We start from the raw sequence: 15255 nt of genomic DNA on the forward strand, positions 1-15255 counted from the left end.
CGGGGTCACCCGCGCCGGGCGGGCGCACGCCGTCCGCTTCCCAGGCGGTACCTTCTCCTCACGTCCACGAGGAGAAGGAACGGAACGTGAGCAGCAAGTTCGTGCGGCCCGCCGCCGAGGGGGCCGATCCGTTCGGTACCGCCCGACTGCGGCGCGGTGTTCTCGACGCCTGGGCCACCAGCCCCGCCCGGTTCCGTGAGGACGCCAACGCCGAGGAGGACCTGGTCCTCGGCGGCTACCGGGACCGGCTCGTCGTGGAACTCGCCCAGAACGCGGCCGACGCGGCGGCCCGGGCCGGGACGCCTGGCCGGTTGCGGCTCACGCTGCGTGACGGGGTGCTGGTCGCCGCCAACACCGGTGCCCCGCTGGACGCGGCCGGCGTCGAGTCGCTGTCCACCCTGCGGGCGTCGGCCAAGCGGGACTCGGGTGACACGTCCTCGGTGGGACGGTTCGGTGTCGGGTTCGCCGCCGTCCTGGCCGTCACCGACGAGCCCGCCGTCGTCGGCCGGCACGGCGGTGTGCGGTGGTCGCTCGCCGAGGCGAGGGCACTGGCCGCCGAGACCGCCCGGCACAGCCCCGGCCTCGGCGACGAGGTCCGGCGGCGGGACGGGCACGTGCCGCTGCTGCGGCTGCCGTACGCCGCCGAGGGCACCGCCCCCGCGCCGTACGACACCGCCGTCATCCTGCCGCTGCGGGACGCGGCCGCCGCCGATCTCGCCGAGCGGCTCCTGCGGGCCGTCGACGACGCCCTGCTGCTCACCCTCCCCGGGCTCGAGGAGCTGGTCGTCGAGATCGGCGGGGAGAGCCCGCGGACCCTCACCCGCCGCACCGACGGGCCCTTCACCGTCGTCGACGACTCCGCCAAGGGCGTCACCCACTGGCGCACCGCCGTCGCGCACGGCCCCCTCACCCCCGACCTCCTCGCGGACCGGCCGGTCGAGGAACGGCTGCGGCCGCACTGGTCCGTCACCTGGGCCGTGCCCGTCGACAGCGACGGCAGCCCGGCCCGGCCCCGCACCAGCCCGGTGGTGCACGCGCCCACCCCCAGTGAGGAGCCGCTGGGTGTGCCGGCCCTGCTCATCGCCTCGTTCCCGCTGGACTCCACCCGCCGGCACGCCGCCCCCGGCCCGCTGACCGACTTCTTGGTCCAGCGCGCGGCCGACGCCTACGCCGAACTCCTCGGGGACTGGCGGCCCGTCACGTCCGGGATCATCGACCTCGTGCCCGGCCCGCTCGGCAAGGGCGAACTGGACGGCGCCCTGCGCCAGGCGATCCTGGACCGGCTGCCGCGGACCTCCTTCCTGCCGCCGGCCCTGCCTCCCCGCGAGGGGGATGATCTGCCCGAGTCCCTGCGGCCCAGGGACGCCGAGGTCGTCGAGGGCGCGGGCGCGGACACCGTGCGGGTGCTCGCCGAGGTGCTGCCCACCCTGCTGCCCGCCGGTCTCGAGCGTCGCGCCGAGCTGCGGACCCTGGGCGTCGCCCGGGTCCCGCTGACCGACGCGATCGACCGGCTGGCCGGACTGGAGAAGGAACCGGGCTGGTGGCGGCGGCTCTACGACAGCCTGGCCGGGATCGACCCGGAGCGGTTGTCGGGGCTTCCGGTGCCGCTGGCGGACGGCCGGACGACCATCGGGCCCCGGCAGGTTCTGCTGCCCGGCGCGGACACCGCCCGGATCGATCCCGAGGTGCTGGCCCGGCTCGGCCTGAAGGTCGCCCACCCGGACGCCGCCCACCCGATCCTGGAGAAGCTCGGCGCGCTGCCCGCGACACCCCGGGCCGTCCTCACCACCCCGCAGGTGCGGGCCGCCGTCGCCGCGTCCCTGGACGACGAGGGCGGCGTGAACTGGGAGGAGGACGTCCTCGACGCCGACGAACTGGCCGACACGGTGCTCGCCCTGGTGCGGGACGCCGGTCTCGAGCCCGGTGACGAGCCCTGGCTCGGCGCGCTCGCCCTGCCCGACGAGGACGGCGAACCGGCCCCGGCCTGCGAGCTGGTCCACCCCGGCGGCCCCTTCGCCCAGGTCATGCGCGAGGGCGAACTCGCCTTCGTGGACGCCGAACTGGCCGCCAAGTGGGGCGAGCAGCCGCTGGCCGCCTGCGGGGTCCTGGTGGACTTCGCGGTCGTCCGCGCCACCGACGTCGTCCTGGACCCGGACGAACTGGAGCCCCGCGAGGGGGACTTCGCCGAGCCGGACGACGCGGGTCTGCTGGACGCCGTCGACGTGTGGTGCGAGGACGTCCTCGACCGCTTCCCGGACAGCCCGGTGCCGCCGGTCGCCACCGAGATCGTCGCCGTACGGGATCTGGACCTGGTCGACGAGGACAAGTGGGCGCAGGCGCTCGCGCTGTTGTCCCGGCCGCCGCTCAGGGACGCGATCGTGCAGCCCGTGCGGATCCTGCTGCCGGACGGGACCCACGAGGTCGTCCGGCCCTACACCGCCTGGTGGCTGCGCGGGAACCCGGTGCTCGACGGCCGCCGCCCGGCCGGACTGCGCTCCGCCGGGGGTGACCCGCTGCTGCGCGGCCTGTACGACGAGGCCGACGCGACCGGGTTCGAGGACGAGCAGGTGCTGCGGGCGCTGGGCGTGCGGACGTCCGTCGCCGCGCTGCTGGACGAGCCCGGCGGCGCCGCCGAACTGCTCGACCGGCTCGCCGACCCCGGGCGTGAGGTGACGGGTGCTCAACTGCACGCGCTGTACGGGGCGCTGGCGGATCTGGACCCCGAGCAGGTGACCCTGCCGGACGACCTGCGGGCGGTCGTCGACGGCCGGGTGGAGGTCGTGGACGCGGCGGACGCCGTGGTGTGCGACTCGCCCGACCTGCTGCCGTTCACCGAGGGTGTCCCGCTGCTGCCCGTACGGCCGTCACGCGCCGCCGAACTGGCCGAACTGTTCCAGGTGCGGCGCCTGAGCGAGTCCGTGACCGGGCAGGTCACCTCCGAGGGCACCGAGCACGAGGTACCGGAGCCCGTGCGGGCGCTGCTCGGCGGGCGGACCCCGTCCTCCTACGTCGAGCACGACGAACTCGTCGTCGACGGCGTGGAGATCGACTGGCGGCTCACCGACGACGGCGTGCTGCACGCGGCCACGCTGGAAGGGGTCGCGGCGGGGCTCGCCTGGGCGGCGGGGCAGTGGCCGCGCAGGTTCGAGGTGGCGGCGCTGCTGGAAGACCCGTCACGGACCGAGGAGTTGGCGCGGGACCGCTGGTTCGACTGATCCGGTGGTGACGTTCGACTGTCGGTGAACGGTTCCGCAAGCCACGGGTGACTTCGTCGACGTGCAGGAGGAGCGCCCTTCCTGCGGCCGGCCCGGCATCGTCGGCCGGCCCGGCCGCCGATCGGCTACTCGTTGAAGAGTGCCGAGTAGGCAGCGGGCCCGCCCCCGTCCCACTGCAGCTGCATCTGGTAGCTGCTCGGCCAGTTGTCCACGTTCCAACCGTCCTTGTCGCAGCCAGCGTCACCGCCATCGGTGAGCATCAGAAGAATCCGTCCGGTGTCTGAGTTCTTCAGGTCACCGGTCACGCCGTGGCCGTCCGCGTTGGTGTCACAGACTTCGAACATGTCTCCGTCGTCGTGGAACACCATCTTCCCGCGGTTGGGAAGGTTGAGCGTGATGTCCGTCGTGAGAATCTGGGACTCTGCGGCGAAGGCCGGCGTCGTGACGCCGCCGAGAGTTGCCGCAAGCGCCGCGCTCGCCACAGCGATGCGGGAGAAAGACTTCACCATTGGATTCCTTTCGTCTGCGGGCCGCACTCGCGGCCGGCAACCTGATCTCTTGAGTCAACCCGCTGCCGGAAAGACCCGCCCGGCATCTCGTCCCGTGAGATGCCGGGCGAACCGGCCCCCTTCTCCCCGCCACGCCGAGATGGGGAGAGATCTTCCATTACTCGTTGAACCATCCCGAGATCACGGGGTCGCCGCCCCCGTCCCACCAGAGCCACATGCTGTACTCCTCACCGAGATGGTTTCCGACGTTGTAGCCCTTCTTGTCACAACCCGCGTCGCCGCCATCGGTGACCTCGATCATGGTGGGGAACCCCGAAGCGTTCTTTCTGAGCTGCCCTGTGACGCCGTGGCCGTCAGCCCTGGTGTCACATACCACGAACATGTCGCCGTCATCGATGTACGTCATCGTGCCCCGGCCATCGGGGAGCGAGATCTTCTTGTCGGTGTCCTGAACGCCGGATTCCGCAGCCATGGCCGGCGCCGATGCGCCGACGACTACGGCGGCGATCGCGGCGCTGGCGATGGCAAAACTTCCGAGATGCTTGATCATTTGCGGTCGCTTTCTTGGGAGCCGTGACGATGTGATGGGTGAGATTTACTCGCTGAACGATGGCGACATCACAGAGGGGCCACCGCCCATCCAGGCGAGTTCCATGTAGTAGGACTTGCCCCACGAGATGTCATAGCCGCCCTTGTCGCAGCCGGCGTCGCCGCCGTCAGTGAGGTAGAGAACCGTCTTGTCGCCCTCGAGCAGCTGGCCTTCCACTCCCTGGCCGTCGGCTTTTGTGTCGCACACCTCGAACATGTCGCCGTCGTCGTAGAAGGTCATACGACCGTGGTCGTTGCTGATGGTCTTGTTGGTAATGCGCACTTGGGTGTCGCTTGCCATGGCGGGGGCTGCGATTCCGGTAAGCAGCACGGCGGCGGATCCGGCAACAGCGAGGCGTGCGAGAGCTATGCGCATGTGTATCTCTTTTCTCGTAGAGATTGCGGAACACACGAGGCGGGCTCCGTCGAGGTAGCTGACCATATGGCAGCGTGATCGTTAGGTAAAGCACTTTTTCCGGGAAGACGCACCGTGTTTATGGGACGGAGTGTGACGCGATTGAGGTTCCCTTGAGGTGCCCCGAACGTCGACCGTTATTTATCTGGCAATAAGGGGCACCGCGCTGCCACTCTGTGTGCACGAAGCCTCCACATGGTGATCTGCGCCACACCCATGACACGTTTTCCCGCGCCGCCGCGGGGCTCGTCATGCGAGTGGCCGGCTTCTTCCGGACGGCTCTGCGACCCCAGAGTGACCGTCTCCTACGGTCTTCAACCCCTAGAAGCGGGTGGTGAGTTGCGGCCGACCCTCCCGCATGGCCGATCGAGGCGGGGAGGCGGCGGCCCGGATCGTGAGAGTGACGCAGGTCACTGCGTGGAGGCCTCGTGCACGCAGAGTGGCAGGCCTGTGCCCCTTATTGCCAGAAAAACAACAGTCGATCCTCTGGGCACCTCAAGGGAACCTCAATCGCGTCACACTCCGTCCCATAAACACGGTGCGCCTTCCCGGAAAAAGTGCTTTACCTAACGATCACGCTGCCATATGGTCAGCTACCTCGACGGAGCCCGCCTCGTGTGTTCCGCAATCTCTACGAGAAAAGAGATACACATGCGCATAACCCTCGCACGCCTCGCTGTGGCCGGATCCGCTGTCGCCGCAGTGTTCGCAGGGACCGCAGTCCCCGCCATGGCCGGCGAAGCCCGTGTGATGGATACGAACAAGACCATCAGCAACGACCACGGTTACATGACCTACCTCGATGACGGCGACATGTTCGTGGTGTGCGACACGAAGGCCGACGGTCACGGAATGACTGGCATCGTCCAGAATCCGAAGGCGATCCCCTTGGACAAGCTGGTCATCACCGATGGAGGCGATTCCGGCTGCGACAAGGACGGCATCGATATCACGAATTCGTCCGACTACCGGATGAAGCTGACGTGGGACGGCGGCGGTCTCTCCGTCTACTCCGAGTGGTTCAACGAGTGAGTCGTTCTGTTTTCCATGTGGCCCTGCGTCTGCCTGCATGCCTTCATGGATGAATGAAAGATCGCCTGTCGCCCCGGCCAAGGGGTGCTCACCTGCGAGGTGCACCTGTGAAATCCGACCCACAGAGCCGCGAGAAGCTGATGACTCAGAAAACTCATGAGCAGAAACAGCGGAGAACTCGCGCTCTGATAGCCGTCGGGGCCGCTGTGTCGCTCGTCGCAGGAGGCACCGTCATAGCCCTGGTTGCGGGTGGCGGCGAGCCGGAGTCGAACGCTGTGAAGCCGCCCAGCGCGTTGCGCGTACTGGCCAGGCCGGAGCAATCGCCACCGCAGGACCTGATTGCGGCAGGAGGAGTCGCCGTATCCGGCTACCACACGGCGAAGATCGCGAAAGAGGCGGACGGTGATGCCGCCGTCACCTACACGTGGAGCCTGTACAACGCGGCCGCCAAGCGCTATCAGAAGACCGACTGGGCCTGGGTGGATGTCGCCCCCGGCATGCGGACTGCGGCCGTCCTGGAGCGCGACCTGCCCGCCGATCGAATCGGCATGCTGAACATGGCCACAGGCAAGGTCCAGCGCTGGATCAAGGTGGACAAGGGGATCGGTGGCGTTCAGTTCTCGCCCGACGGAAAGTTTCTGGTTGCGACCACGTACAGCCTCAATCCTGATGGTCTCTTCAAGGACGCGTCCTATCGGTTGAACCGCAAGAAGGTTCCGGGACCGAAGCCGAGCCGCACCGGCTTCTACGTCATCGATCTCGCGACGGACAAGGCCAGTTTCTCCGCCTTGCCGCCGAGGAAGGACGGGCCCGGTGTCTACGGGGGTGCGGGACGCCAGGATCTCCGTTGGAGTTCTGACGGAAAACTGCTGTGGGAGCCCGCGGCCAACAAGGCCGGCAAGGTCTACTACAACGAGCACGCTCACAAGAGTGCGGTTCCCGAACGGGAGGCATCGTTGCCCTCCCCGGGCGGCGTTCTCTCTCCGGACGGAGCGCACATCACCGGATCCTTCGCAGGTGAAGACGGGCAGATCGTCTCCGAGGTCCTGGACGCGAAGACCGGCAAGCGATCCGCGCTCGTACCCGGACAGCAACTGCTCGCCTGGGCGGATGACGACCACCTCATCGCGTGGAGGTGTGACCCCGAGCAGTGTGAGCCAGGTAAGGGCGAGTTCCGCAACCGGCTGCTCCTGGTGGGACTCAACGGAGAGGACACGATCCCCCTGTCCGGTTTCCGGCAGGCGAAGCTGCGCGATGAGAACCGCTGGACGCCGATACTGAGCGATCGGTGACGAACATCAGCCGCGCTCTCTCGCGGTCGACCCCGCGCAGCCACCGGTAGAACCGCGATGCGTCACCGGCCTGCCTGCACTGCCTCGGTCCTCGCACCCGGCATGCGGCGGTCCACCCACCTCCACAGGAGTTCCAGGGCGGCCGCCGCCACCGCCGCGATGCCGACGGCGGTCCACGGCATCGTCACCACCACCAGCTTCAGCGCGAAGAAGTGCTGCAACCACGGCACGACCAGCACCAGCAGGGGCGACACGCCACCAGGTGTAGGGGCGGGCGATGATGGCCAGGCTCACCGACGACGGCGTGCTGCACGCGGCCACGCTGGAAGGGGTCGCGGCGGGGCTCGCCTGGGCGGCGGGGCAGTGGCCGCGCAGGTTCGAGGTGGCGGCGCTGCTGGAAGACCCGTCATGGACCGAGGAGTTGGCTCGGAACCGCTGGTTCGACTGATCCGGTGAGGTGTACGACCGCTGGTGAAAACTCCCGCACATTTTTTTCACTTGTCGTACAACCATGCGCACTGCTGGGCTATCTGATCACGTGAGTCAACAGACTCCACGATCACTTGGGCCCCGAGAGCCGACGACGAGCACCGGGGCCCCTCTCCACCTGGAGAACGCATGCGTATCCGAGCCACCGTGGCCGCCGTCACCGGCGCCCTGGCCCTTTCCGCCCTCGCCGTGCCCGCCGCGCAGGCGCAGGACCACACGCCGAGCCTCGCCTCGCTGGTCCCTTCCACCAAGGCCACGCCGTTCACCGCCGCCGCCCCCGCGGACGAGACGGTCGGCGACACCAAGATCACCGGCGTCACCGTCAACGGCGGCAAGAACGTCGTGGTCGGCACGACCGTCAAGAAGTCCTTCACCGTCTCCGTGACGGCCACCGACCCGACGGGCATCTACGACGCCTACCCGGTCCTGTGGCACGGTTCGGACCCCGACAACGCCGACGGCGTCATCACCCCGGACAACCTGGACGACGAGCAGGTCGGCAGCTGCTCGCACTCCAGCGCCACCACCGCGACCTGCAAGGTCACGCTCGTGGCCGACCCGCAGACGAACATCTACGCCAACCTGCTGGCCGGCACCTGGAAGGTGTGGGTCGGCGCCGTCGGCAACGACGGCGACTACGTCATCCGTGACGCCTACAAGACCACCAAGGTCCAGCGCGCCTCCAAGCTGACGGTCAACGCCTCGCCCGAGCCGGTGGCGAAGGGCAAGACCATCACCGTCACCGGCAAGCTCTCCCGCGCCAACTGGGACGACCTCCAGTACCACGGCTACACCGGCCAGTCGGTGAAGCTCCAGTTCCGCAAGAAGAGCGCCAGCACCTACACCACGGTGAAGACCATCACGTCCAACTCCACGGGCGAGCTGAAGACCACCGTCAAGGCCTCGGCGGACGGCTACTTCCGCTACTCCTTCGCGGGCACCTCGACCACCCCGGCCATCAACGCCACGGGTGACTTCGTCGACGTGCGGTAACACCGCCCGCAGCGAGCGTCCACGCGACCACACCGCCGGTCCCGGAGCCATACCGGGGTCGGCGGTGCCGTCTGGACCGCGGGCATATGCCAAGCGTTCGTCAAACATTGCGGATGTGACGGCAAAACCAGGGCCGCGCCCTACAACCCCGGGCGGGGCTCGTGGATCTGATCACGCGAGTCAACAGACTCCGCGATCACTTCTCCCCCTGGGGAAACACATGCACATCCGAGCCACCGTGGCCGCCGTCTCCGGCGCCCTGGCCCTCTCCGCCCTCGTCGTCCCGGCCGCGCAGGCCGCCGACGCCCCGTCCGGCAAGCAGGCGTTCAGCTCCGCCTCGGCCGACGCGGGCACGGGCACCACCGCGTCGACCCTCGATGTCACCTTCTCCGACATGAAGGTGAACAGCGGCAAGAACATAGTCGTCGGCACCACCAACGTGGTGAGCGTGCCGGTCACCTTCACCGTGACCCACGCCGCGGACCTCGACACCAGCAGCGACCACTTCGCCACGGGCCCGCTGATCTACCACGGCTCCTCGCTCGACACGGCCGACAACGTCCTGATCAGCGACGACCCGGCCACCTGCACCGCCGCCTCGTCGACGGTCCTCGACTGCAAGGGCGTCATCAGCATCCGCCCGGCCGACGGCGACCTGTTCAACTCCGACGCCGGCACCTGGAACGCCGGTGCCCTCGCCGTCACCAGCGACGGCGCCGAGAAGGAGCAGGGCGGCCTGGGCACCACCAAGGTGCAGCGCTACTCCAAGCTGACGGTCAACGCCGGTCCCGAGCCCGTCTCCAAGGGCAAGACCATCACCTCCACCGGCAAGCTGTCGCGCGCCAACTGGGAGGACAACGCCTACCACGGCTACACCAACCAGCCGGTCAAGCTCCAGTTCCGCAAGGCGGGCACCAGCACGTACACCACGGTCAAGACGGTGTACTCCGACTCGTACGGCAACGTGAAGGCCACCGCCACCGCCCAGTACGACGGCTACTGGCGCTTCAGCTTCGCCGGCACGACGACCACCCCGGCCGTCAACGCCACGGGCGACTACGTCGACGTGAAGTAAGGCGCCCCAAGGGCGCGCGGGGAACCGCGCGGCCGGCTACGACGGGCGCTAAGCGGGAAAGCGGCGGTCCACCCACCTCCACAGGAGTTCGAGGGCGGCCGCCGCCACCGCCGCGATGCCGACGGCGGTCCACGGCATCGTCACCCCCACCAGCCTCAACGCGAAGAAGTGCTGCAACCACGGCACGACCAGCACCAGCAGGAACGCCCCGGCCATCGACGCGACCAGGGCGACACGCCACCAGGTGTAGGGGCGGGCGATGATGGCCAGCACCCACATCGAGACGAGGAACAGCGTGAGCGTCGCCGCGCTCGTCTCCGCGTCCAGCGCCCCCGCCCCCGTGTAGTGCTCCCGGGCGAGCAGATACGTCGCGAAGGTCGCCACCGCGGCCACGGCCCCGCCCGGGATCGCGTACCGCATGACCCGCCGGACGAAGTGCGGCTTCGCCCGCTCCTTGTTGGGCGCGAGCGCCAGGAAGAACGCCGGGATGCCGATGGTCAGCGTCGACAGCAGCGTCAGATGGCGAGGCAGGAACGGGTACTCCACCTGCGAGCACACCACCAGCACGGCCAGCAGCACCGAGTAGACCGTCTTGACGAGGAACAGCGTCGCCACCCGTGTGATGTTCCCGATGACCCGGCGCCCCTCGGCGACCACCGACGGCAGCGTCGCGAAGCTGTTGTTCAGCAGCACGATCTGCGCGACCGCCCGGGTCGCCTCGGAGCCGGAGCCCATCGCCACACCGATGTCGGCGTCCTTCAGGGCGAGCACGTCGTTCACCCCGTCACCGGTCATCGCGACCGTGTGCCCGCGGGACTGCAGAGCCCCCACCATGTCCCGCTTCTGCTGCGGGGTGACCCGCCCGAACACCGTGCCGCCGTCCAGGGCGGCGGCCATGCCCTCCCGCTCGGCCGGCAGCCGGCGCGCGTCCACGGTGGTGCCGGACAGCCCGAGCTTGGCGGCGACCGCCCCGACCGACACGGCGTTGTCGCCGGAGATGACCTTCGCCCGGACCTCCTGGTCGGAGAAGTAGCGCAGCGTGTCCGCTGCGTCCGGCCGCAGCCGCTGCTCCAGCACGACCAGGGCGGTGGGCCTCGCCCCCTTCGCCACGTCGGGATCGTCCAGGTCCCGCGCGACCCGGGCGAGCAGCAGCACCCTGAGGCCCTGCTCGTTCAGCCGCCCGGTCTCGGCCAGGGCCGGATCGTCCTCGGCCAGCAGCACGTCGGGCGCGCCCAGCAGCCAGCGGCTCGACCGGCCGTCGCCCTCGCTGAACGCGGCGCCGCTGTACTTGCGGGCCGAGGAGAACGGCAGCGCCTCGGTGCAGCGCCACTCCTCGACGGCCGGGTAGGTGTCGATGATCGCCTTCAGGGAGGCGTTCGGCCGCGGGTCCGACGCTCCGAGCGCTCCGAGCACCTTGCGCACATGGGTCTCGTCGGCGCCCTGGAGCGGACGCAGCTCGGTGACGTCCATGCCGCCCTCGGTGAGGGTGCCGGTCTTGTCGAGGCAGACGGTGTCGACCCGGGCCAGCCCCTCGATCGCGGGCAGCTCCTGCACCAGGCACTGCTTGCGGCCCAGCCGGACCACCCCGATGGCGAAGGCGACCGAGGTGAGCAGGACCAGCCCCTCGGGGACCATCGGGACGATGCCGCCGACCGTGCGGGCGACGGAGTCGTCGAAGGCGTTCTCCTTGACGACCAGCTGGCTGATGATCAGGCCGATCGCGGTCGGCACCATCATCCAGGTGACGTACTTGAGGATCGTGGAGATGCCCGAGCGCAGTTCGGACTGGACGAGGGTGAAGCGCGAGGCCTCCTCGGCGAGCTGGGCGGCGTAGGCCTCCCGGCCGACCTTCGTGGCCTGGAAGGCGCCGCCGCCCGCGACCACGAAGCTGCCGGACATGACGTGGTCGCCCGGGTGCTTGACGACCGGGTCGGCCTCGCCGGTGAGCAGCGACTCGTCGATCTCCAGGCCGTCGGCCTCGACACAGACCCCGTCGACGACGACCTTGTCCCCGGGCCCGATCTCGATCAGGTCGTCCAGCACGATCTCCGAGGTGCTGACCGGCCGGGCCGTGCCGTCCCGGCGTACGGTCGGCCGCACCTCGCCGATCAGCGCGAGCGAGTCCAGGGTCTTCTTCGCCCGCCACTCCTGGACGATCCCGATCCCGGTGTTCGCGAGGATCACGAACCCGAAGAGGCTGTCCTGGATCGGCGCGACCACCAGCATGATCAGCCACAGCACGCCGATGATCGCGTTGAAGCGGGTGAAGACGTTCGCGCGGACGATGTCGGCGGTGGAGCGGCTGCTGCGCACCGGCACGTCGTTGACCTGGCCGCGCTCCACCCGTTCGGCGACCTGAGCGCCGGTCAGGCCGATCTCGCGGGAGGTGACCGTCGCCGGCCGCGCGGAGTCGGGCCGGGCACCCGCGTCGAGATGCGTCATGCATTCGACGGTACGTGCGGTTTTGCCGCTTCACCCGCTGAATGCGGCGAAGATCCGACCTGGGGAGGAGGGACTTCGTGCCGTGGTCGTACGGCAGTTGTGCGGCGCGGGACTCCGGTCCCACGCCGCGCCGTGCGCCCCGGACTCAGCCCGCCCGGCGGGCGGTCAGCAGCAGGTACTCCCACTCCAGGACCGTCCTGCCCGCGCCCTGGCCGAGATCGCCGTCGCGGGCGAGGTCCACCAGGGCGGCGTCCAGGGCGGCGGCCTGTTCGGGCTCGCCGGCGATGTTCTTGTAGACGCTGATGGTCGGGCCGTAGCGCTCCTTGAAGTAGTCCCGGAACGCCTCGGGCGTCTCGAAGCGGTCGACCCGGACCGTGCGGCGCTCGGCGCGGACGTCCGTGACCCGGTCGCCGAGGAGGGCGCGCACATGGTCCTCGTCCCCCCACAACGGGGGCGGCTGCGCTCCGGGCGGAGGCGGGGGCGCGTACGGCTTCATCGCGGCGAACATCCGGCCGATGAAGCCCTGGGGCGTCCAGCTCAGCAGCCCGAGGGTGCCGCCCGGGCGGCAGACCCGGACGAGTTCGTCGGCGGCCTGCTGGTGGTGCGGTGCGAACATGACGCCCACGCAGGACAGCACGGTGTCGAACTCCGCGTCGGCGAAGGGCAGGGCCTCGGCGTCGGCCTCCTGCCAGGCCAGGCGCGCGCCCTGCTTCTCGGCCACCGCCCGGCCCGCCTCGAACAGCTCCGGCGTCAGGTCGGAGGCGACCACGTCCGCGCCGGCCAGGGCCGCCGGGATCGCGGCGTTGCCGGATCCGGCGCCCACGTCCAGCACCCGCAGTCCGGAGCGCACCCCGCACGCCTCGACCAGGATCGCACCCAGCTCCGGGATGACCTCGGCGGCCAGGGACGGGTAGTCGCCCTGGGCCCACATCGCCCGGTGCCTGGACTTCAGGACACGGTCGGTCTCGGCCGCGCTGTTCGGCATCGTCATCGCTGCGCTCCTCACCGGTCGGGCGGCGGTCGCGCGCCGACGGTTTCGAGCGTGTCGCCGCCTTCTACGAGCGTAGGGAGGGGGCGTGGGCGTGTCTCGCCGGAAGACGGACAGAAGGCGCCTACTCGGCGGAGGGCGTCGTCATCCCCTCCGCGGCGGACGCCCGCTTGATCGCGGCGTCGCGCCTGCGGACGTACCAGACGCCGATCAGTCCCAGCCCGCCGCCGGCCAGGCAGGTCCACACCCACCAGGTGTGGCCGTGGTCGTCGAACCAGCCGTAGAAGGGGAGCTGCACCAGGAAGAGGACGAACCACAGGGTCGTGAGGCCGGTGATGGTGGCGACCACGGGGCCCTCCAGGGGCTCCGGCGCCTCGTGTCGGGGGGTCCACTTCGCCATGGGGGACAGCTTACGAGGCGATCGGGTCTACGCGCGGAGATGGCCGACCGAGGCTTTATATGTTCATACTGAAACGGTTTATGTCTGACCACTTCTCATCGTAGGAAACACCAAACACATGTCCTCCTCGGCTCCCGCCAAGGTCCCCGCCCCTGAAACGCCGGGAGCCGGGCCCACGAACGGCGCACTAGACCGATACTTCCGGATCTCCGAGCGGGGCAGCACCCTGTCCCGCGAGGTCCGGGGCGGTCTCGCCACCTTCTTCGCGATGGCCTACATCATCGTGCTGAACCCGATCATCCTCGGCAGCGCCAAGGACATGTACGGTCACCAGCTCGACAACGGCCAGCTGGTCACCGCGACGGCCCTCACCGCCGCGCTCACGACCCTCCTCATGGGCGTCATCGGCAACGTGCCGATCGCGCTGGCCGCGGGCCTCGGCGTGAACTCCGTCGTCGCCCTCCAGCTCGCCCCGCGCATGTCCTGGCCGGACGCGATGGGCATGGTGGTCCTCGCCGGCTTCGTGGTCATGCTGCTGGTCGCCACCGGGCTGCGCGAGCGCGTCATGAACGCCGTGCCCCACGGGCTGCGCAAGGCCATCTCCATCGGCATCGGCCTGTTCATCATGCTGATCGGGCTGGTCGACGCGGGCTTCGTCTCGCGGATCCCGGACGTCGCCCGGACCACCGTCCCGCTCCAGCTCGGCGGCGACGGTCACCTGAACGGCTGGCCGGTGCTCGTCTTCGTCCTGGGCGTCCTGCTGACCCTCGCGCTGATCGTGCGCAAGGTCTCCGGCGCGATACTGATCTCCATCGTCGCCATGACGGTCCTCGCGGTCGTCATCAACGCGGTGGCGAAGGTGCCGAGCTGGGGCCTGACCACGCCGAAGTGGCCCGGCAACCCGGTCGCCAGCCCCGACTTCGGGCTGGTCGGGCAGGTCAGCCTGTTCGGCGGCTTCGGCAAGGTCGGCGTGCTGACCGGGGTGCTGTTCGTCTTCACCGTGCTGCTGTCGTGCTTCTTCGACGCGATGGGCACGATCATGGGCGTCTCCGACGAGGCGAAGCTGACGGACGCGCAGGGGCAGATGCCCGGCATCAACAAGGTGCTGTTCGTCGACGGCCTCGCGGTCGCCGCCGGCGGCGCCAGCTCCTCCTCCGCGACGACCGCCTTCGTCGAGTCCACGGCCGGGGTCGGCGAGGGTGCCCGGACGGGGCTGGCGAACGTCGTCACCGGCGGTCTCTTCGCCGTCGCCCTCTTCCTGACGCCCATCGCCACGATGGTCCCGTCCCAGGCGGCCACGCCCGCGCTGGTCGCGGTCGGCTTCCTGATCATGGCCGGTTCGGTCAAGGAGATCGACTGGGCGGACCACACGATCGCCGTCCCGGCCTTCGTGACGATGCTGATGATGCCGTTCACCTACTCGATCACCAACGGCATCGGCATGGGCTTCCTCACCTTCGTGGTGCTGCGGCTGGCGGCCGGGCGGGGCCGGGAGGTGCCGGTGGCGATGTACGTGGTGGCGGCGGTGTTCGCCTTCTACTACCTGATGCCGGCGCTGGGTCTGACCTGATCCGGATCCTCGTCGCCGGAGTCGGGTGAGCCGTAGAACCGCTCCGTCTCCTCGACGGCGGCCTGGAAACGCTGGTCGAAGTCATCTCGAATGAGCGTCCGGACGACATAGTCCTGGACGCTCATTCCCCTTTTCGCGGCATGGTGCCTGAGCCGTTCGAGCAGGTCGTGGTCTATTCGCAGGCTGAGCACACTGGTCCCCATGGCCATGAGGGTCCCGGCACCGTTCGGTGCGGTGGGGCGCGTTC

14 protein-coding genes and 1 pseudogene are annotated in these 15255 nt (G+C 69.5%); 7 read left to right on the forward strand and 8 right to left on the reverse strand.

Going from position 1 to position 15255, the window contains the following annotated elements; translation table 11 throughout:
- The first annotated feature begins 86 nt into the window (after positions 1–86).
- Positions 87–3215: a sacsin N-terminal ATP-binding-like domain-containing protein gene (locus tag AC0665_RS28580; RefSeq protein ID WP_478706054.1), complete on the forward strand. Its 3129-nt coding sequence runs from the start codon at positions 87–89 to the stop codon at positions 3213–3215.
- Between the two features lie 125 nt (positions 3216–3340).
- Here AC0665_RS28580 and AC0665_RS28585 read toward each other — a convergent pair whose 3' ends face one another.
- From AC0665_RS28585 to AC0665_RS28595, 3 genes are all read right to left on the reverse strand, one after another.
- Entirely contained in the window at positions 3341–3724 is a 384-nt protein-coding gene (locus AC0665_RS28585) for a hypothetical protein (RefSeq protein ID WP_468636188.1), read from the reverse strand.
- A gap of 157 nt (positions 3725–3881) precedes the next feature.
- On the reverse strand, positions 3882–4274 hold the full coding sequence (locus AC0665_RS28590) for a hypothetical protein (protein ID WP_478607661.1): 393 nt from the start codon (positions 4272–4274) through the stop codon (positions 3882–3884).
- A gap of 45 nt (positions 4275–4319) precedes the next feature.
- Positions 4320–4688, reverse strand: a complete 369-nt coding sequence (locus AC0665_RS28595; RefSeq protein WP_478607664.1) for a hypothetical protein — start codon at positions 4686–4688, stop codon at positions 4320–4322.
- A 690-nt stretch (positions 4689–5378) separates the two neighbouring features.
- Between AC0665_RS28595 and AC0665_RS28600 the strand changes: the two genes are divergently transcribed.
- Both AC0665_RS28600 and AC0665_RS28605 read left to right on the forward strand, forming a co-directional pair.
- Positions 5379–5759, forward strand: a complete 381-nt coding sequence (locus AC0665_RS28600; protein ID WP_478607667.1) for a hypothetical protein — start codon at positions 5379–5381, stop codon at positions 5757–5759.
- A gap of 107 nt (positions 5760–5866) precedes the next feature.
- On the forward strand, positions 5867–7051 hold the full coding sequence (locus AC0665_RS28605; RefSeq protein ID WP_478706055.1) for a hypothetical protein: 1185 nt from the start codon (positions 5867–5869) through the stop codon (positions 7049–7051).
- Between the two features lie 62 nt (positions 7052–7113).
- On the opposite strand, the pseudogene AC0665_RS28610 reads toward AC0665_RS28605, so the two are convergent.
- Positions 7114–7345, reverse strand: a pseudogene (locus AC0665_RS28610) (hypothetical protein); the annotation flags it as partial.
- Between AC0665_RS28610 and AC0665_RS28615 the strand changes: the two are divergent.
- The 3 genes from AC0665_RS28615 (at position 7329) to AC0665_RS28625 (ending at position 9608) form a co-directional block, all read left to right on the forward strand.
- Entirely contained in the window at positions 7329–7499 is a 171-nt protein-coding gene (locus AC0665_RS28615) for a hypothetical protein (RefSeq protein ID WP_478706122.1), read from the forward strand. The pseudogene AC0665_RS28610 and the gene AC0665_RS28615 sit on opposite strands and share 17 nt — an antisense overlap.
- 170 nt (positions 7500–7669) lie before the next feature.
- On the forward strand, positions 7670–8533 hold the full coding sequence (locus AC0665_RS28620) for a calcium-binding protein (RefSeq protein ID WP_478607672.1): 864 nt from the start codon (positions 7670–7672) through the stop codon (positions 8531–8533).
- Between the two features lie 220 nt (positions 8534–8753).
- The gene (locus tag AC0665_RS28625; protein WP_468636200.1) at positions 8754–9608 is read left to right on the forward strand and encodes a hypothetical protein; all 855 of its coding nucleotides are present in this window, start codon (positions 8754–8756) and stop codon (positions 9606–9608) included.
- A 48-nt stretch (positions 9609–9656) separates the two neighbouring features.
- Here AC0665_RS28625 and AC0665_RS28630 read toward each other — a convergent pair whose 3' ends face one another.
- The 3 genes from AC0665_RS28630 to AC0665_RS28640 all read right to left on the reverse strand — a co-directional run bounded on the left by AC0665_RS28630 (position 9657) and on the right by AC0665_RS28640 (position 13438).
- On the reverse strand, positions 9657–12050 hold the full coding sequence (locus AC0665_RS28630) for an HAD-IC family P-type ATPase (RefSeq protein WP_478706056.1): 2394 nt from the start codon (positions 12048–12050) through the stop codon (positions 9657–9659).
- 145 nt (positions 12051–12195) lie between these two features.
- On the reverse strand, positions 12196–13041 hold the full coding sequence (locus tag AC0665_RS28635; RefSeq protein ID WP_478706057.1) for a class I SAM-dependent methyltransferase: 846 nt from the start codon (positions 13039–13041) through the stop codon (positions 12196–12198).
- 121 nt (positions 13042–13162) lie between these two features.
- Positions 13163–13438 (reverse strand): DUF2530 domain-containing protein, encoded by a 276-nt coding sequence (locus AC0665_RS28640; RefSeq protein ID WP_478607678.1) that lies wholly within the window; start codon positions 13436–13438, stop codon positions 13163–13165.
- A gap of 118 nt (positions 13439–13556) precedes the next feature.
- On the opposite strand from AC0665_RS28640, the gene AC0665_RS28645 reads away from it, so the two are divergent.
- Positions 13557–15008 carry an NCS2 family permease gene (locus tag AC0665_RS28645; protein WP_478706058.1) on the forward strand — a complete coding sequence of 484 codons (1452 nt, stop codon included), beginning with the start codon at positions 13557–13559 and terminating at the stop codon, positions 15006–15008.
- Here the strand turns inward: AC0665_RS28645 and AC0665_RS28650 are convergent.
- Positions 14978–15217 carry a ribbon-helix-helix protein, CopG family gene (locus AC0665_RS28650; RefSeq protein ID WP_142162634.1) on the reverse strand — a complete coding sequence of 80 codons (240 nt, stop codon included), beginning with the start codon at positions 15215–15217 and terminating at the stop codon, positions 14978–14980. The two genes, AC0665_RS28645 and AC0665_RS28650, sit on opposite strands and share 31 nt — an antisense overlap.
- Between the last annotated feature and the right edge of the window lie 38 nt (positions 15218–15255).

It is taken from the genome of Streptomyces sp. NPDC043685 (assembly GCF_056436585.1).

What these genes read in the sequence shown, in the direction of transcription:
- AC0665_RS28585 (WP_468636188.1), bottom strand. Translation starts at nt 3,724, where the DNA reads ATGGTGAAGTCTTTCTCCCGCATCGCTGTGGCGAGCGCGGCGCTTGCG.
- AC0665_RS28590 (WP_478607661.1), bottom strand. Translation starts at nt 4,274, where the DNA reads ATGATCAAGCATCTCGGAAGTTTTGCCATCGCCAGCGCCGCGATCGCC.
- AC0665_RS28595 (WP_478607664.1), bottom strand. Translation starts at nt 4,688, where the DNA reads ATGCGCATAGCTCTCGCACGCCTCGCTGTTGCCGGATCCGCCGCCGTG.
- AC0665_RS28600 (WP_478607667.1), top strand. Translation starts at nt 5,379, where the DNA reads ATGCGCATAACCCTCGCACGCCTCGCTGTGGCCGGATCCGCTGTCGCC.
- AC0665_RS28615 (WP_478706122.1), top strand. Translation starts at nt 7,329, where the DNA reads ATGATGGCCAGGCTCACCGACGACGGCGTGCTGCACGCGGCCACGCTG.
- AC0665_RS28620 (WP_478607672.1), top strand. Translation starts at nt 7,670, where the DNA reads ATGCGTATCCGAGCCACCGTGGCCGCCGTCACCGGCGCCCTGGCCCTT.
- AC0665_RS28625 (WP_468636200.1), top strand. Translation starts at nt 8,754, where the DNA reads ATGCACATCCGAGCCACCGTGGCCGCCGTCTCCGGCGCCCTGGCCCTC.
- AC0665_RS28630 (WP_478706056.1), bottom strand. Translation starts at nt 12,050, where the DNA reads ATGACGCATCTCGACGCGGGTGCCCGGCCCGACTCCGCGCGGCCGGCG.
- AC0665_RS28635 (WP_478706057.1), bottom strand. Translation starts at nt 13,041, where the DNA reads ATGACGATGCCGAACAGCGCGGCCGAGACCGACCGTGTCCTGAAGTCC.
- AC0665_RS28640 (WP_478607678.1), bottom strand. Translation starts at nt 13,438, where the DNA reads ATGGCGAAGTGGACCCCCCGACACGAGGCGCCGGAGCCCCTGGAGGGC.
- AC0665_RS28645 (WP_478706058.1), top strand. Translation starts at nt 13,557, where the DNA reads ATGTCCTCCTCGGCTCCCGCCAAGGTCCCCGCCCCTGAAACGCCGGGA.
- AC0665_RS28650 (WP_142162634.1), bottom strand. Translation starts at nt 15,217, where the DNA reads ATGGCCATGGGGACCAGTGTGCTCAGCCTGCGAATAGACCACGACCTG.